The organism is Polymorphospora rubra, from assembly GCF_018324255.1.
GTDB lineage: Bacteria > Actinomycetota > Actinomycetes > Mycobacteriales > Micromonosporaceae > Polymorphospora > Polymorphospora rubra.
Genome location: NZ_AP023359.1, coordinates 4,697,030 through 4,713,756 on the forward strand (window position 1 = coordinate 4,697,030; position 16,727 = coordinate 4,713,756).

At 73.4% G+C, this 16,727-nt stretch carries 8 protein-coding genes; all 8 read left to right on the forward strand.

Annotated features, from left to right (window positions below; all coding sequences use genetic code 11):
* Window positions 1-11: 11 nt before the first annotated feature.
* The 8 genes from eccCa (at window position 12) to Prubr_RS21255 (ending at window position 16,692) form a co-directional block, all read left to right on the forward strand.
* Entirely contained in the window at window positions 12-3,968 is a 3,957-nt protein-coding gene (gene eccCa, locus Prubr_RS21220; RefSeq protein ID WP_212816658.1) for a type VII secretion protein EccCa, read from the forward strand.
* Between the two features lie 13 nt (window positions 3,969-3,981).
* Window positions 3,982-5,391 (forward strand): type VII secretion integral membrane protein EccD, encoded by a 1,410-nt coding sequence (gene eccD, locus Prubr_RS21225; RefSeq protein ID WP_212816659.1) that lies wholly within the window; start codon window positions 3,982-3,984, stop codon window positions 5,389-5,391.
* Window positions 5,392-5,396: 5 nt separating this feature from the next.
* Entirely contained in the window at window positions 5,397-6,752 is a 1,356-nt protein-coding gene (gene eccB / locus Prubr_RS21230; RefSeq protein ID WP_212816660.1) for a type VII secretion protein EccB, read from the forward strand.
* A gap of 6 nt (window positions 6,753-6,758) precedes the next feature.
* Complete coding sequence (locus Prubr_RS21235; RefSeq protein ID WP_212816661.1) at window positions 6,759-9,704, forward strand: hypothetical protein; 2,946 nt, start codon at window positions 6,759-6,761, stop codon at window positions 9,702-9,704.
* Between the two features lie 7 nt (window positions 9,705-9,711).
* Window positions 9,712-13,041: a right-handed parallel beta-helix repeat-containing protein gene (locus Prubr_RS21240; RefSeq protein ID WP_212816662.1), complete on the forward strand. Its 3,330-nt coding sequence runs from the start codon at window positions 9,712-9,714 to the stop codon at window positions 13,039-13,041.
* 11 nt (window positions 13,042-13,052) lie between these two features.
* Window positions 13,053-13,364, forward strand: a complete 312-nt coding sequence (locus Prubr_RS21245; protein WP_212816663.1) for a YbaB/EbfC family nucleoid-associated protein — start codon at window positions 13,053-13,055, stop codon at window positions 13,362-13,364.
* A 446-nt stretch (window positions 13,365-13,810) separates the two neighbouring features.
* Window positions 13,811-16,309: a hypothetical protein gene (locus Prubr_RS21250; RefSeq protein ID WP_212816664.1), complete on the forward strand. Its 2,499-nt coding sequence runs from the start codon at window positions 13,811-13,813 to the stop codon at window positions 16,307-16,309.
* Window positions 16,303-16,692, forward strand: a complete 390-nt coding sequence (locus tag Prubr_RS21255; RefSeq protein WP_212816665.1) for a hypothetical protein — start codon at window positions 16,303-16,305, stop codon at window positions 16,690-16,692. The genes Prubr_RS21250 and Prubr_RS21255 overlap by 7 nt, the downstream gene beginning before the upstream one ends.
* Window positions 16,693-16,727 lie beyond the last annotated feature (35 nt).

Consider the following 16,727-nt stretch of genomic DNA (forward strand, 5'->3'; position numbering starts at 1 on the left):
GAGGCGCTGGCATGAGCACCGTCACCGTCAAACGGCCACCCCGTGCGGCCGGCCCCGCGAACCCGGAAGGGGAGGTCGAGCTGCAGGAGCCGCCGTTGATGGCGGAGGAGGCACCGCTCGACTTCCGGTCGTTCGCCATGATCGTGCCGATGGGTCTCGGCATGGGGGCCATGATGGCCATGTTCGGGCTCTACAACCGCGCACCGATCATGTACGTGATGGGCGGCGCGATGGCCGTCGGCATGCTGCTGATGGGTGTCATCCAGATCGGTCGGACCGCCGCCGAGCGCAAGCGTCAGATGCGTGGCGAACGCCGGGACTTCCTGCGCTACATCGCCCAGCTCCGCCGGCAGGCCCGCAAGGCGGCCGAGGAGCAGCGCCAGGCGGTCGTCTGGAACAACCCGCAGCCGGAGTGGCTGTGGTCGGTGGCGATGAGCAGCCGGATCTGGGAGCGACGGCCCAGCCACGACGATTTCGGCCGGGTCCGGATCGGGCTCGGCCGGCAGAACGCGATGCTGCGGTTCCTGCCCCCGCAGACCAAACCGATCGAGGACCTGGAGCCGCTCTCCTCGATCTCGCTGCGGCGCTTCTCCGAGGCGTACCGCACGGTCTTCGGCATCCCGACCTCGGTCGGCCTGCGCAGCTTCACCAGCGTCGAGTTCGAGGGGGCGGCCGACCAGGCGATCGACCTGGTCCGGGCCATGGTGGCCGCCCTGGTCACCCTGCACGCCCCCGACGAGCTGCGGGTGGCGGTGCTCGCGCCGGAGGTGCACCGGGGCGAGTGGGACTGGATCAAGTGGCTGCCGCACAACGCCCACCCGACCGCCTTCGACGCCGCCGGCCCGGTCCGCCTCTTCGCCGGTACCCACGACGACCTGGTCGACCTGCTCGGCCCGGAGATCGCCGACCGGGGCGACCACGACCGGGAGGCCCGCCCGTCTTCGACCGAGCCGTTCGTGGTGATCGTCGCGCACCTGGCCGACCTGCCGGACAGCTCGCGCCTGCTCGGCGCGGGTATCCGCAACGTGGTCCTGCTCGACCTGAGCGGCCAGATGCCCGGCGGACCCAGGGTGCTGCGGCTGACCCTGGACGGGGAGCGGGTGAGCTTCCCCGCCGGGGAGAGCGTCGGGTCCGCGCGGCCCGACCGGCTCGGCGTCACCGAGTGCGAGGCGCTGGCCCGGATCATCGCGCCGAAGCGGACCAGCGGCACCCTCGACGTGGCCGAGGAGCCGTTGGAGAGCGACTTCGAGCTGACCACCCTGCTCGGCATCCGGGACGCCCGCACCTTCGACGTCCAGGCGTCGTGGCGTACCCGCGCCCCGCAACGCAACCGGCTGACCGTACCGATCGGGGTCACCGAGGGCGGCGAGGTCATCGAGCTGGACCTCAAGGAGTCCGCGCAGGGCGGCATGGGACCGCACGGCCTGCTCATCGGCGCGACCGGCTCCGGCAAGAGCGAGCTGCTGCGTACCCTGGTCTGCGCGCTCGCCGCCACCCACTCCTCCGAGATCCTCAACCTGGTCCTGGTCGACTTCAAGGGCGGCGCGACCTTCATCGGCATGGAGAAGCTGCCGCACACCTCGGCGGTCATCACCAACCTCGCCGACGAACTGCCCCTGGTCGACCGGATGCAGGACGCGCTCAACGGCGAGATGACCCGACGCCAGGAGGTGCTGCGGGCCAGCGGCTACGCCTCGCTCTTCGACTACGAGAAGGCCCGGGCCGCCGGCGCCCACCTGGTGCCGTTCCCCGTCCTGCTGATCGTCGTCGACGAGTTCAGCGAGCTGCTCTCCAGCAAGGGCGAGTTCATGGACCTCTTCGTCTCCATCGGGCGGCTCGGCCGGTCGCTCGGCGTGCACCTGCTGCTCGCCTCGCAACGCCTCGACGAGGGACGGATCAACCGGGTCGAGGGCCACCTGTCGTACCGGCTGGCGCTGCGGACCTTCTCGTCGATGGAGTCCCGGTCGGTGATCGGCGTCGGCAAGGCGTACGAGCTGCCGCCCGAGCCCGGCAACGGGTACCTGAAGGTCGACACCACCAACCTGGTGCGGTTCAAGTCCGCGTACGTCTCCGGGCCGTACAAGGGTGCCGGGCGTATCGGCGGGGTCGAGGAGGAGGAGCGGCGGGCCGCCGTCGAGGTCGTCCCGTTCGTCACCGGTCAGGTCGACGTCCGACACGACCCCGGTCGGGTCCGCGTCGCCGGGCCGGTCGAGGAGACCGAGGAGGAGCCCGACGCCGCGACCGGTCCGAGCCTCGCCGAGGTGCTGCTCGACCGGCTCGCCGGCTCCGGTCCGCCGGCCCGCCAGGTGTGGCTGCCGCCGCTGTCCGCCGCACCCAGCCTGGACACGCTGCTGCCCAGCGTCGTCCCGGATCCGCTGCGCGGGATGACGGTCGACGACCCGAACGCGCAGGGGCGGCTGCGGGTCCCGGTGGGGATCGTCGACCGGCCCGCCGAGCAGCTCCGCGACCTGCTCACCATCGACCTCAGCGGTGCGGACGGGCACATCGGCATCGCCGGTGCGCCACAGAGCGGCAAGTCCGCCCTGCTGCGCAGTGTGATCCTCGCGCTGGCCTTCACCAACACCCCGCGCGAGGTGCAGTTCTACGGGCTCGACTTCGGCGGCGGCGGTCTTGCCTCCATCGCCGGACTGCCGCACATCGGCTCCATCGCCACCCGGATGGAACGGGACCGGGTGGTCCGGACCATCGAGGAGGTCTGGCAGGTCATGGAGCGGCGCGAGTACGAGTTCGCCAACCGTGGCCTCGACTCGGTGAGCGCCTACCTGGCCGCCCGCGCCCGCGGCGAGATCGACGACCCGTACGGACACGTCTTCCTGGTCGTCGACGGCTGGTACACGATGAAGCAGGACTTCGCCGACCTGGAGACGAAGTTCCAGGAGTTGGCCTCGCGGGGGTTGTCCTTCGGCGTCCACGTGATCGTCTCCGCCACCCGGTGGTCGGAGATGCGGACCTGGCTGCGGGACCTGCTCGGCACCCGGCTGGAGCTGCGCCTCGCCGACTCCATGGAGTCCGACGTCGGCTCCCGCAAGGCGGCGACCGTGCCGCACCAACCGGGCCGGGGCCTGACCAAGGGCGCGTTGCACTTCCTCGCCGCGCTGCCCCGGATGGACGGCAGTTCGAGTGTCGACGACCTCGCCGAGGCGACGAAGTCGACCGTCGAGGAGGTCGCCACCTTCTGGACCGGACCGCCCGCGCCGGGCGTACGGATGCTCCCCACCCACCTCCCGGTGGAGAACCTGCCGGCGCCGAAGCCGACCTTCAAGGTCTGCCTCGGGCTGGACGAGCAGCGTCTCGCCCCGGTCTGGCACGACTTCCTGGTCACCCCGCACCTGATGGTCCTCGGGGACAACGAGACCGGCAAGTCGAACATGCTCCGGCTGGTGCTGCGCGCCATCCAACAGCACTACACCCCGGAGCAGGCCAAGGTGCTCCTCGGTGACTCGCGCCGGGACCTGGACACCGCGATCACCGCCGACTACCAGGTCGGTTTCGGCTTCACCGGCGACAAGCTCTACGAACTGGCCGGGCAGACCTCGGTCTCGATGGACCGTCGGCTCCCCGGCCCGGACGTCTCCTCGGAGCGGATGCGCCGCCGGGACTGGTGGGAGGGCCCGGAGCTCTTCCTGATCGTCGACGACTACGACCTGATGACCCGGTCCTCGGGGCCGGGTTCGGCGCTCGACCCGGTGCTGCCGCTGCTGGCGCAGGGCGTCTACATCGGACTGCACCTGGTGGTCGCCCGCAGCACCTCGGGCGCGATGCGGGCCATGATGGACCCGGTTCTGCGCCGGATGTGGGAGCTGGGCACCCCGGCCACCCTGCTGTCGTATCCGAAGGAAGAGGGCAGGTTCCTCGGCGAGGCGGCCCCGCGCCGGCTGCCGCCCGGACGCGCCCAGTTGGTCACCCGTCGTGGCGTCAAGCTGATCCAGACCGGACACGTCGCATGAGAGGGGTGCGCGGGTGACTGCGACACTCAACGCCGAACTGTGCCGGATCACCGTGATCGGTCCGGTCCGCCGGGTCGACCTCGCGGTCCCGGCCACCACCACGGTGGCCGCCCTGCTGCCCCTGCTGGTGGAGCAGATCACGGAGCCCGGCCACCGTACCGAGCCGGACGCCGCCGAGGGGGCCTGGGTCCTGCAGCGTCTCGGCCAGGCACCCTTCGAGCTGACCGGTACGCCGGAGAGCCTCGACTGGCTGGAGGGCGAGGAACTCCACCTGCGCCCGGCCGAGAGTCCCCTGCCCGAACTCGACTTCGACGACCTCGCCGACGGGGTGGCGATCGTCGTCAACCGGCGCGACGACCGCTGGCAGCCCGAGCACCGCCGGAGCCTGTTCCTGCTGCTGTCGGTCGTCGGCATGGGGACGGTCGCCGCCGTGCTCACCGCGTACGGCCCGGTCCTGCCGCAGGTGGTGGCGGCCGGCGTGATCGGCCTGCTGTTCCTGGCCACGGCGCTGGTCTGCGGCCGGCGCCTGGACGACGGCGCGTTCTCGCTGCTCTTCGGCGGCGGCGCGGCGGGCTTCGCGGCGCTCGCCGCGTCGAGCGCGGTCGACGGCGACCCGGAGCGCATCGCGGTGACCGGCGCGGCCGTTCTCGCCGCCGCCGTCGCCCTCCTCGTCGTCGCCGCGCTCCTGCTGCTCGCCCAGCGCACCATCGCTGCGCACCTGCCGGTCCGGCCGTTCCTCGCGATCGGGATGGTGGGCCTGTTCACCACGCTGGCGCTGCTGTTGCACGCGGCCGGCGGGATGACCGGGCCACGGACCGCTGCCACGGCGGTCGCGCTGATCTTCCTCATGATCGTGCTGGCCCCCCGGATGGCGGTCAAGATCTCCCGACTGCGCGGGCCGCAGCTGCCGAGGAACAGCGAAGACATGTCGTACGACATCGAGCCGGCCCAACCCGACCAGGTCGGGCAGCGCACCGACGACGCGGACACCTACCTCGCCGTGGCGATGATCGCGTCGGCGGTGGTCCTGCCGGTGCTCTTCCACTTCACGATGCAGGTGACCGGCTGGGCGGGGTGGACCTTCGTGCTGGTGGTCGCAAGTGCAATCCTGTTGCGCGCGCGTACCTTCCTCGGGCTCTGGCAGCGGATCGCGCTCGTCGTCGCCGGTACGGTCGGCGTCGTCATGGTTGTCATGAAGCTCTCCGACATGGTGTCGCCGTCCGGCCGCTGGGTGCTGCTCGGCTCCCTCGTCGCGCTGCTGGTGCCGCTGGTGCTGGCGGCGCTGCGGCCCTGGCCCCGGCGGATGCTGCCGTTCTGGGAGTACTCGGCGACCTTCTTCGACGTCACCACCGGTGTCGCCGTGCTCCCGATCCTGGCACAGATCATCGGGTTCTACGCCTGGGCCCGTGGACTTTTCGGGTAGCCGCCGTGCAGACCCAACGCGATCACGTCCACGCCCACAGTTTCATGATGGGGCGGCTCAGCTCCGCCCTCGTCGAGGGCGACCCGACCAGCGCACGGATCCCCGGGCAGCGGGCCCTGACCGGGCTGGTGGTCGGGATCGTGCTGGTCCTGCTGCTCGGTGGCGGGTTCGCCGTCTACGGCTGGCTCGTCCCCGGCGGCAGCAAGGCGTACCAGCAGGCCGGCGTGATCCTGGTGGAGAAGGAGAGCGGCACCCGGTACATCTACCGCGACGGCGTGCTGTACCCGATGTCGAACCTGACCTCCGCGATGCTGTTGCAGGGCCCGTCGGCCTCGGTGAAGCTCATCTCCGGCAACTCGTTGAAGGATCTCCCGCGCGGCCCGGAGCTCGGCCTCCCCGACGCGCCGCAGACCGTACCCGCCGCCCGCGACCTGGTCACCGGCCCGTGGCTGGCCTGCCTGCCCGGCTCGGTCGTGGACCGGCCAGGCCCCGGGCTCGGCGTCAACCTCGACCCGAACGCCCCCGCCACACCGCTGGCCGACCGGACCTTCGCGGTGGTACGCGGCCCGCAGGACCGGACTTACCTGCTCGCCGGGCCGTACAAGTTCCCGGTGGCGAACGACTCGGTGCTGGTCGCGCTCGGTGCCGCGAACGCCCGGCCGGCGGTGGCCCCGGCCGGGTGGCTGGACTGGCTGCCGACCGGCGTCACCCTCGGCCCGGCGCCGATCCCCGACGCCGGCCGCGCCGGCCCACGGGTGGGCGGTCGCTCCCACCCGGTCGGCACGCTCTTCCGCCAGCGACCGGCCGCCGGTGAGGAGCAGCTCTTCGTGCTCCGTACGGACGGGCTGGCCCCGGTCGACCGGATGGAGTTCACCCTCGCCGCCGTACGCGGCGAAGAACCGCCGGTGGAGCTGGACGCCGCCGCCGTCGCCGGTGCCCCACGCTCCGGCGACCGGACGCTCACCGGCCGGCTGCCCGACCTGACCGGATTCCAGTGGCGGGACCCCGGCGGCCAGGTGCTCTGCGTCCGCCAGCGACCGGTCGGTGCGGACTCTGTCGCCAGTGAGGTCGTTCTCACCGACCGGCACTCGGCCGGGGTGGGCGACGACGGTCAGCCGACCGTGCTGGCCGAACCGGGCTCCGGCATGACGGTGACCCCGGTTCCCAAGGCGGCCGGCCCCGCCGAGGTGGCGTTCATCTCGGACCGGGGCGTCGCCCACCGGATCACCGGCGCGGACACGCTCGCCGCGCTCAAGCTCAACTCGGCGGCGGCCGTCCCGTTCCCGAGGGAACTGCTGGCGGCGCTGCCGCAAGGTCCCGTGCTCAGCCGTACGGCCGTCACCGGTCCGGCAAGGGGGTAGTTGTCCATGGCATTCATCCGAGACCTGCTACGCGGCGGGCGGCCCGACCCGGGCGACGTGGTACGGCACACCGTCGGCAACGCGCTCGTCCTGCACCACCCGGACGAGATCAGCGGCGAGGCGCAGTCGCTCGCGCTCTCGGTCGTGGCGGACGCCGAGAACGACGTGGTGGTCCTCGACCTCGGTAGCGGCATGTCGATCGGCTCGTGGGAGTCGATGGCCGGGGTGCTGCCGCGCCGCCGTCGCGGCATCCGGCTGGTCGCCTGTGGACAGCGGCACGAGACGGCGGCGATGGCCGGGCAGTGGCTGTCGGAGCGGCTCAACCGCACCGTCATCGCGCCGGACGGCGACCTTGTCCGGGGCGCGGCCGGCGGGCTCTTCGTGCACTCCAAGCCGGGCAGCGGCTGGGTGCGCTTCCGCCCCGGCAAGCCGCCCGCCTGGGATTCCAAGCGGTATCCGACACCGTCGTGGGACACCGCCGCGACCGAACGCCGGCCCTCCAGCTCCACCGGGGAGATCGAGCCCCTGCCCGGTGGCGTCTGGATCCACGACGTCCGCGCGCCGCAGGTCACCGCCGACCACCGGCACCGCCTCGTCACCGACGTACCGTGCCAGCCGGAGACGATGACGGTACTGCTCGGCTGCCCGGGTACCGCGCCGCTCCCGCTCGACGACGTCGTGCGTTTCTGGCGCGACCTCGACCCGGACAGCCGGATGCGGGCCCGCTTCGTGCGGTACGGCGACGTCCGCATGCCCGAGGGCGAGGCGTTCGGCCAGGCCCTCGCCGACCTGCTGAACACCAACATCGTCTGCTACACCGGGGTCCCGATCGGTGCGCCCGGCAAGGTCGAGATCCGGACCGTACGCGCCGACGGCGTCCTCGGATGGCCACCGTTCGCCCTGGAACTCGGCTACGTGCCGAGGGCACACCCGAACTCGCGGGCCCGCCGTCCCGCCGTACTCAGCCACCGTGGGCCGTTGCGCGGCGCGGAGGAGATCGCCCCCCGGGTCTACTGGTACGCCCCGGACGCCGTCGTCGAGGTGGTCGAGGCCGGACTCTGGATCCGCCCGGCGGATGAGCCGGGCAACGCGGAACGGATCCGGGGCGCGGCGCTCGACCCCGAGGGCGGCAGCATGGTTTTCGACGACACGTCGCCGGGGCGCGCGACCCGGATGCGGGAACTGGCCGAGGACCTGGCCGCCCGGATCGAACGCGACCTGGGGCAGGCCAGCGGCCTGGTCCCGGCGTCGGTGCTGGTGCCGGAGCGCCGATCGGGCGGCCGGGCCCAGGCGGTCCTGACGTCCGGGCCGCGGCCGGAACCGAACGGCGGGGAGCCGACGGCGATCCTGTCCTGGCCGGCCGCGACGGCCACGATGGTCACCGTCTTTCCGCCGCCGCCGGTCCCGACGGTCGTGGTCCCGGAGCCGGTGGCGCCGATCGCCCTGCCGGCCGTGCCGCCGACGGCCCCGGAGCCACGGGTGGCCCCGGAGCCGCCGGTCGTTGCGGAGCCGCCGGCCGCCGTGGAGCCGCCGGCCGTGCCGGTGTCGTCGGCCGCGGTGTCGTCCGAGGTCGACGGCGGGCCGACGCTGGTGAGTCCGCGGGGCGTCTCGGAGCTGCCCGCCCCCGCCGCGCCCGTCGACACCCCCGTCGACGTGCCGGTCGAGCCGGTCGTGGAGCAGCCGGTCATGGGGCAGCCGGTCGAGCCGGCGGTCGACGCGTCGGTCGGGCCGCCGGTGGAGCCAGCGGTCGAGCCGCCGGTGGAGCCAGCGGTCGAGCTGCCGCCGCCCCCACCGGCCGCAGTGCAGATCCCGACCGAGTCCTCGATCGACGGACCCGATCAGGGCGTCGAGCCCGCCCGTCCCGACGGACCCACCTCGCCGGCCGGACCGACCCCACCGGCTCCCTCGACTCCACCGACCCCACCGGCTCCGTCTGTCCCGCCCGTGGGATCTGCCCCGGCGGGGGAGCCCGTCCCCGCGAAGGCGTCCGTCCCGACCGAGGCGTCTGGTCCGGCGAAGGCGTCCGTCCCGGCGGCGGAAGAGTCTGACCCGGCGGAGAAGGCTGGCCCGGGAAAGGCGTCCGGCCGGCTGGAGGAGCCGGCCCCGGCGACCGCGCCCCCCGGCGTCCGGCTGCAACCCGTGGCGGAGGCGAACGCCTCCGCACTGCTGCCCCGCCGTGGCCTGGACGAGGAACGGGCCTGGCTGCGCCGCTCGTTGAGCCGGGACTTCGACACCATGGCCAGCTCGGTCTCCCGGATCATGTCCGAGCACCCCGGCATGAAGGCCGCCGGTGCCAGCACCCCGGACGACGTCCTCGTCGACTCCGTGGCGACCCGGCTCTTTCTGACCGGTCGGGGAGCCGGTATCGACGCGGGCCTGCGCGCAGGCGCGAACGGTCCACACGTGCCGCTCGCCCGCTGCGCGGTCTCCGGCCTCTCCCGCCTGCCGTCCTTCCGGGGGAGCACGGTCGCGCGGATCACCCCGCGTGCGCAGGAGTGGGCGCTGTACCGGGACCGGCGCCTGGTCACCGACTGGAGCTTCGTCACCATGCTGACCGCGCCCTGCGCGGGTCAGGAGGGCGACACCGAGCTGCTGATCTGGTCGATGACCGCCCGCCGTACCGCTCTGCTGGAGCCGGAGGGGGAGGAGCGCGTCGACGACCGGGTGGTCTTCCTGCCCGGTACCCATTTCAAGATCCTTGAGCTGGCGGAGCCGGCCGGGGACCGTCGCGGCACCATCCTGCTCCGCGAGATCGGCGCCAACGAGGTCGACGATGACGGCCGCGTCGACCCGAACCGGCTCTCGCTCGACGAACTGGCCGTTACGTCGATGCGTCGCAGCCTCGACCGGTGGGGCGGCATCGACGGTCGGAAACGTATCGGCCCCGCCTCGGTCGGCCGCTTCGGCGTGCTTCCCGGCCTCGTACGGTCGCCGATCGCGGAGAAGGGGTGACCCGCCGATGAGTCGACAGGTCCTGACGGTGGGGGGCGGCCGGCCCGGTGCCTTCCCGACGATCGGCGCGGCGATCGCCCGCGCCGAGCCCGGTGCCACCATCACCGTGCACCCCGGCCGGTACGTCGAGAAGCTGGTCGTCGGCAACCGGATCACCATCAGCGCCGAGTCCGGCGGCAGTGTCGAGGTGCATGTGGAGGAGGGCACCGTCCTCACCGTCCATGGGGAGGGTGCCCACCTGCGCGGCATCACGCTGTCGAGCGACGACCCGAAGCTGGCCGCGGTCGACGTCTACGCCGGCGAGGCGGCGCTGGACGACTGCCGGATCAGCGGTGCCGCCTGGGTGACGCTGCTCGCCCGGCTGGAGGGCACGCTGGCGCTGCGGCACTGCGAGATCCGCTCCTCGGCGGGGGCCGGGATCGTGGTCACCTCACCGGGCGCGAGCACGGTCGAGGACACCGTGGTCCGGGAGGTCGCCACCTCCGGCATCGTGGTCAGCGACCGGGGCGCGGTGACGCTGCGGCGTTGCCGCGCGGAGCAGACCGGGGCGAACAGCATCTGCGTCAACGGGGACGGCCGGGTCGTCGTCGAGCAGTTCGACATCGTCGGCGCCGGCAAGCCCGCGCTCGTGGTGGAACAGCGGGGCCACGCCCGGATCAACAAGCTCAGCGTGCGGGAGAGCGGCAACGTCGACGTCTTCATGCGCGGCGAGGTCGACGTCGTCGTCACCCACTCGGAGTTCACCGGCGCGGCGTTGCAGGCCGTGCACATCGCCGGTGGCGCCGCCCCGAGGTTCGAGCACTGCACCTTCGGTTCGGCGGGACGTAGCGCCGCACACGTCACCGGCGAGGCGCGGCCGACGTTCGCCGACTGCCACTTCGTCGACTCGCCGGTCGGGGTGACCGTCGAGGCGAAGAGCGCGCCGAGCTTCGAGGGGATGACCGTCCGGGGCAGCAGCCGGCACGCGGCGGTCGTCACCGGCGCGGCGTCGATGACCGTGCACCGGATGCGCGCCACCGTGGCCACGGGAGCCGGTCTGCTGGTGCAGGCCGGTGCCGAGGTCAACGGCGCCGACCTGGTGCTCGACGCCGGAGGCGCCAACGCGCTCGAACTGGGGGAGTCGGCGCGGGGCACGATCCGCGAGGCCCGGTTCACCGGTACGGCGGCCACCTGCGTCGTGGTCGGTGCCGGTGCGGCGCTCTCCCTGCAGTCGGCCGTGCTGCACGGCGCCGGGCTCCAGGTGACCGGAGACGGGGACCTGCGGCTGCGCGACACCGAGCTGATCGACGCCAGCGGCGACGGCCTGCGGGTCGGTGCGGCCGGCACGGTGACCGCCGGCCAGGTCCGGGTGCGCGGCGCCGGCCGGGCGGGGGTACGGCTGGAGCGCGGCGCCCAGGGCAGCTTCACCGACTGCGAGGTGCTGGACAGCGGCGCCGCCGGGTTCGACGTGGAGACCGCCGAGCCGGTTTCGATCACCCGGTGCGTGATCCGCGACAGCGGCGGCGAGGACCTCCGCCGGGCCGACGACGCCCAGCTGACCGTGGTGTCGCTGACCACCGGCGGGGCCGCCCGGTCCGCGGCCCCCGTCTCTCCGGCGGCACCCCCGTCCGGGTACGCCCCCGAGCGGTCGCCCGACCCGGACACCGATTCCGGGGAGGAGGAGGCGGAGGACGAGTTGAGCGGACCGCTGCGCGAGCTGAACAGCCTGATCGGGCTGCGCGGGGTGAAGCAGGAGGTCACCGCGCTGATCAACCTGATCAAGATGGCGCAGGTCCGGCAGCAGATGGGTCTGCCGATGCCGCCGATGAGCCGCCACCTGGTATTCGCCGGCCCGCCCGGCACCGGTAAGACCACGGTCGCCCGGCTCTACGGCTCGGTCCTGGCGGAACTGGGCATCCTCGCCAAGGGGCACATGATCGAGGCGGCCCGGGCGGACCTGGTCGGCCAGTACATCGGCTCGACGGCGATCAAGACCACCGAACTGGTCATGAAGGCGATCGGCGGTGTGCTCTTCATCGACGAGGCGTACACGCTCTCGGCCGGCTCCGGCGGCTCCGGCCCGGACTTCGGCCAGGAGGCCATCGACGCGCTCATGAAGATCATGGAGGACCACCGCGACGATCTCGTGGTGATCGTGGCGGGGTACTCCGAACTCATGGAGAAGTTCCTCGAGTCCAACCCCGGTCTCGCCTCCCGGTTCACCCGGACGATCGAGTTCCCGAACTACTCGGTCGAGGAACTGGTCACCATCACCTCGAACCTGTGCCGCAAGCACTACTACGAGCTGACCGACGACGCGACCGACGCGCTGACCACGTACTTCGAGCGGGTTCCGCGCAACTCCACGTTCGGTAACGGTCGGGTCGCCCGCAAACTCTTCGAGGCGATGATCAACAACCAGGCGTCCCGGTTGGCCACCACCCCGCCGACGAAGGACACCGAGATCAACCGGCTCGTCGCCGAGGATCTCGCCCCGGAGCTGCGGCTGCTGGAGGAGCTGCCGGTCGAGCAGCGGAACGCCACCGACGCGGCCAGCAACCCGACCGGCGCGATCAACGCCTCGCAGAGCTGGCAGCGGGTCTGCCGCCTGCTCGGTGCGCCCGAGGTCCGCGACGCGGTCGGCGCGACCCTGCTGCGCCTCTGCGAGCTGCGCAACCGGCGCCGCTCGTACGGCCGGCACGGCAACGTCCTGCTCGCCGGGGCCGCCGGCAGCGGTCGCAGCGAGTTCGCCCGGCACTACGCGGCCGGCCTGTCCGAACTGGACCTGGTGCCGGTCGGGCAGCTGGTCCGGGTCTCCACCGCCGGCCAACTCGCGCCGCAGTGGCCCGGCCAGACCCCGAGCCTGGTCCGGGCCGCCCTGCAGGACGCGGCCGGCGGCACCCTGCTGATCGACTACGTCGAGGACGACGGCGGCCCGGAGATCGTCGAGTCGCTCGTCGCGCAGCTGCGCGCCGGTCTGGGCGACCCCGTGGTGATCCTGCTCGGCGAGCCGTCCGCGCTCACCCGCCTCGGTGCGGTGGTGCCCGGCCTCACCGAGGTGTTCGGCCAGGAGTGGAAAATCCCCGAGTTCGGTGTCGCCGAACTCGCCGAGATCGTCGTACGGCACCTGGTCCGGCACGGCCACGATGTCCCCGACGACGTGCGTGCCGCCCTGGCCGGGCTCGTCGGGCAGCTTCCCGACCGCACGGTCCGCGCCGCCCACCAGCTCTCGCGGAGCCTGACCCGGGCCACCGGGTCCCGCACCCTCGCGCTGGCCGACCTGAACGGGCTGGTCGGCCGCCACGCTCCGGCTGTCGTGGGGATCCGCCGCTCCGGCGGCCTCGCGGCGGTCGGCTGAGAGGAGATGTCATGTCGGAACCACAGCAAGCCACGATCGAGGAACTGGTGGCGGCGGGGAAAGCGTTCGAGCAGCGGATGCGTACCGCGCAGGTGCAGCTCGGGCACGCCCTGGTCACCGGCCGCTCCGCGGACGGCACGGTCGTCGTGCTGGCCAGCGGCCTCGGCCAGGTGAAGGCGGTCCAGGTCGATCCGGTCGTCTTCGACAACCGTGACGTGACCGCCCTGCAGAACGCGATCACCCAGTCGATCCGGGCCGCCGGGGCGAACGCCGCCGCGCTCGCCCGGGACAAGATGGGGCCGATCGAGATCAATCTCCACTGACCGTGAGCAGTGCCGAACTGCTCGCCGTGGCCAGGCAGCGCTCAGGGCTGCTGCGGGCCTGGGCCCATGGAAGGCACCGCCCGCCGCGCCGCGGTCGAAGCCAGCACCGCCAGCGGCAACTACACGCGCCGGCCCGATACCACTGTCACGCCCCACGTTGAATCCGCTGTGGACCCCAACACCCTTGGGGTCCTTCCCCGGCAAACCGCCACGACACCCGTGATCGTCTGCTGCCCAGCAACTCGACACGCCGTACCTACAACGGCGGAACAACTAACGATCACCATGCACCGCCACGCCACGAAGGACGCGCGGGGGTTGCGGGCAAGAACCACGGTCGGGCCGGGCAGACCATCACGGTCGCCCTTCCACCCGGGCGGGTTCCCTGATGGACTCCGGCCATGCCGCCGGCAGATCGCCGTGCGTTGCGAGGAAGGGGCAGTCGAGTGGGCCTGCTGCGCTCCCTGCGTGACCGGTCGTCCGTCACGGTCTTCCGGCACACCGTGGGGAACGCCCTGGTCCTGCACGCCCGGGAACGGATCAGTTCGGAGGCGCGGGCGGTGGCCCTGGCGGTCGCCGACGACCCCGACAACGAGATCGTCGTCCTCGACCTGCACGACGACCTTCCGGTGGGCATCTGGAAGTCGGTGGCGGAGGCGCTGCGGCGGCGTCGGCGCGGCATCCGGCTCGTCGTCTGCGGCGCGCACCACGACACCGCCGCGCTCGCCGCCCAGTGGCTCTCCGACCGGCTGCGCCGTCCCGTCGTCACCCCGCACGGCCGGCTTATCCGAGGGGCGGCCGGTACCCTATTCGCCCACGCGGGGCAGGCCAGCGGCTGGGTGCGTTACCGCCCGGGCCGCCCGCCGACCCCGGAGGCGAAGCGTCACCCGGCTCCACCCTGGGACGACGCCGCCGCCGAGTTCGTGGCGACCAGCGCGGTCGGCGCCGTGGAGCCCATCCCCGCCGGCGTCTGGATCCGGGACACCCGGGACCCGGCCCTGGTCAGCGACCGCTGGCGGTGGCTGGTCGCCGCGGTCCCCTGCCAGCGCGCGGCGATGACCGTCGTCCTCGGCTGCCCCGGTACGCCGCCACTGGCCCTCGACGACGTCGCCCGCTTCTGGCGCGGCCTCGCGCCCGCCCACCGGCAGTACGCCCGGTTCGTGCAGTACGGCCCGGTCCAGCTCCCCGCCGGGGAACCGCTCGGCCAGCGGCTCGCCGACCTGCTGGAGGCCCCGGTCGTCTGCTTCGCCGGCATACCCGTGGGTCGAGCCGACCGGCCGCACATGCACACCGTCACGCAGGACGGCCGCCTCGGCTGGCACCTTCTCGTCCGCGAACTCGGCTTCACCCCACGGAGCCGGCCCACCGCGCCGGCCGCGATGCCCCGCATCCTGCACCACCAGGCACCGACGCTGCTCGGTGCCGCCGTCGGCCCCCGCACCTACGGCTACACGGACGACGCGGTCGTCGAGATCGTCCAGTCCGGGCTCTGGATCCGGGGCACCGGGCCGACGCGCAACGCCGATCGCATCCGTGCCCGCGCCGCCGACCCGGCCGCCCACGCCCTCATCATCGACGACAGCGATCCCGCCCGGGTGGCGCGCCTGCGGGAACTCGCCGAGGACCTGGCCGCCCGGCTCGACCCACCCACCCGCGCCCGCAGTGCCCTCCAACTCGCCTCCGCCGTGGCGGTCCGCCGCCAGCGGCCGACCGCTGCCGCCGGCACGCTGGGGGACGGGCTGACCTACCGGTTCACCGCCGCCGACCTCGCCCTCGACGAGGCGATCGACGTCGCCCCGCCGCCGGCCGAGGCGCTCGCCGGCCGGGGGGTCGCCGGCGTGCAGTCTCCGTCCTGGGCGCGGCCGGCCGACCCGCCGATCCCGCCACCGCCCACGGCGGGCGAGTTGCACCCCGCCGCGAGAGAGTTCCTGGCCGCGCCAGCCGTGGTGCCGCCGGCACCACCACCGGGCCCGGCCCCGGATAGGAAGCCCGGCCCTGCCTTGGCCGAGGAGTCCGGCCCGTCCTCGCCGGCCGCCGGGCTGCTCGGTACCCGGTCGGGCCGTCCGGCCGGTGGGCGACTCGGTCCGGTGGAACGCGCACCGGGCCGGGGCGAACGGACCGTGACCAACCTGCCCGTCCTCACCTCGCGGATGCCGGGCCGTGCCGCGGACCACGCCGTCGACACACCGCTCTGGGAGCAGTCCGTGTTCGTCGACGCGCCCACCCGGACCGCCGTCGCGCCGCCATCGCGTCCGGCCGGTCCGCCCTCCGTCGCGGCGCCTCCACGTCCGGCCGGTCGGCCCGTCGTCGGCCCGCTGCCGGCTCGGGAGCCGGCGGCCCCGTCCTCCGGGGCGGCCCCATCGTCCCCGACGTCGCTGCCGCCCCCACCCTCGACGTTCCTGCCGCCCCCGCCCCCGGTCCTGCCCGCGCCGCCGCTCGTGGCTCCGACCGGCGACGCACCCGAGGCGGCGCAGGAGCCGACGTCGACGGTCGCATCGCGCAGCGGTGACGCGGCTGCCGGAGAACCGTCCGGGACGGCTCCGGTCGACCGACCCGCCCTGCGGTTCCAGACTGCCCCCGCCCTCCAGGCGCGGGGCCTGCCCACCGCGCGCGGCCTCGACGTCGAGCGGACCTGGCTGCGCGGACGGCTCGGTCGGGAGTTCGACGCCGCCGCCAGTTCGGTTTCCCGGGTGCTGTCCGAACACCCCCGGCTGAGCCCGGACGAGGACGCGCTGACCGACGCGGTCGCCGTACGCCTCTATCTGTCCGCCCTCGGAGCGGAGGTGGACGAGGCCCTGCGTGGCGGCGGGCACAACGATCAGGTCCTGTTCGCGCGGTGCGTGGCCGCCGGGATCAGCCGGCTGCCGTCGCACCGGGGCGGGACCTGTGCGGCGGCCACGCTCACCGGTGATGAACTCCACGAGATCCGGGCGCGGGGGTGCTGACCGACCGGGCGTTCACGCACGCGCTGATCGAGCCCCCGGTGGATCTTCCCGGTACGGTGGAGGTGCTGCTCTGGTCGATGACGGCCCGCCGGACCGGGCTGTTGGAGCCGGCGGACGACCAGTATGTCGAAGGCCGGGTGCTCTTCCTGCCCGGTACCCGGTTCAAGGTGCTGGAGGTGACGGAGCCCACCGGGGACGAGCGCGGCCGGGTCCTGTTGCGGGAACTGTCCGCCGACGAACCGGTCCGTGCGCACGGGCCCTTCGACGATCTCGCGCTGACCTCGCTGTACCGCTGTGTCGAGCGGTGGGCGACGGTCGGCCGTCGCCGGTCGGTCGGTGCGGCGGCGTCGCGTCGGTTCGCCGCCCTGCCGGGACTGGTCTGACCAGGGCGGGACCTGCGGAAAGGGCGTGCCGGCCG

Excerpts from the sequence above, each read along its gene's own strand:
- Prubr_RS21240 (WP_212816662.1), top strand. The coding sequence starts at position 9,712 with ATGAGTCGACAGGTCCTGACGGTGGGGGGCGGCCGGCCCGGTGCCTTC.
- Prubr_RS21245 (WP_212816663.1), top strand. The coding sequence starts at position 13,053 with ATGTCGGAACCACAGCAAGCCACGATCGAGGAACTGGTGGCGGCGGGG.
- eccCa (WP_212816658.1), top strand. The coding sequence starts at position 12 with ATGAGCACCGTCACCGTCAAACGGCCACCCCGTGCGGCCGGCCCCGCG.
- Prubr_RS21235 (WP_212816661.1), top strand. The coding sequence starts at position 6,759 with ATGGCATTCATCCGAGACCTGCTACGCGGCGGGCGGCCCGACCCGGGC.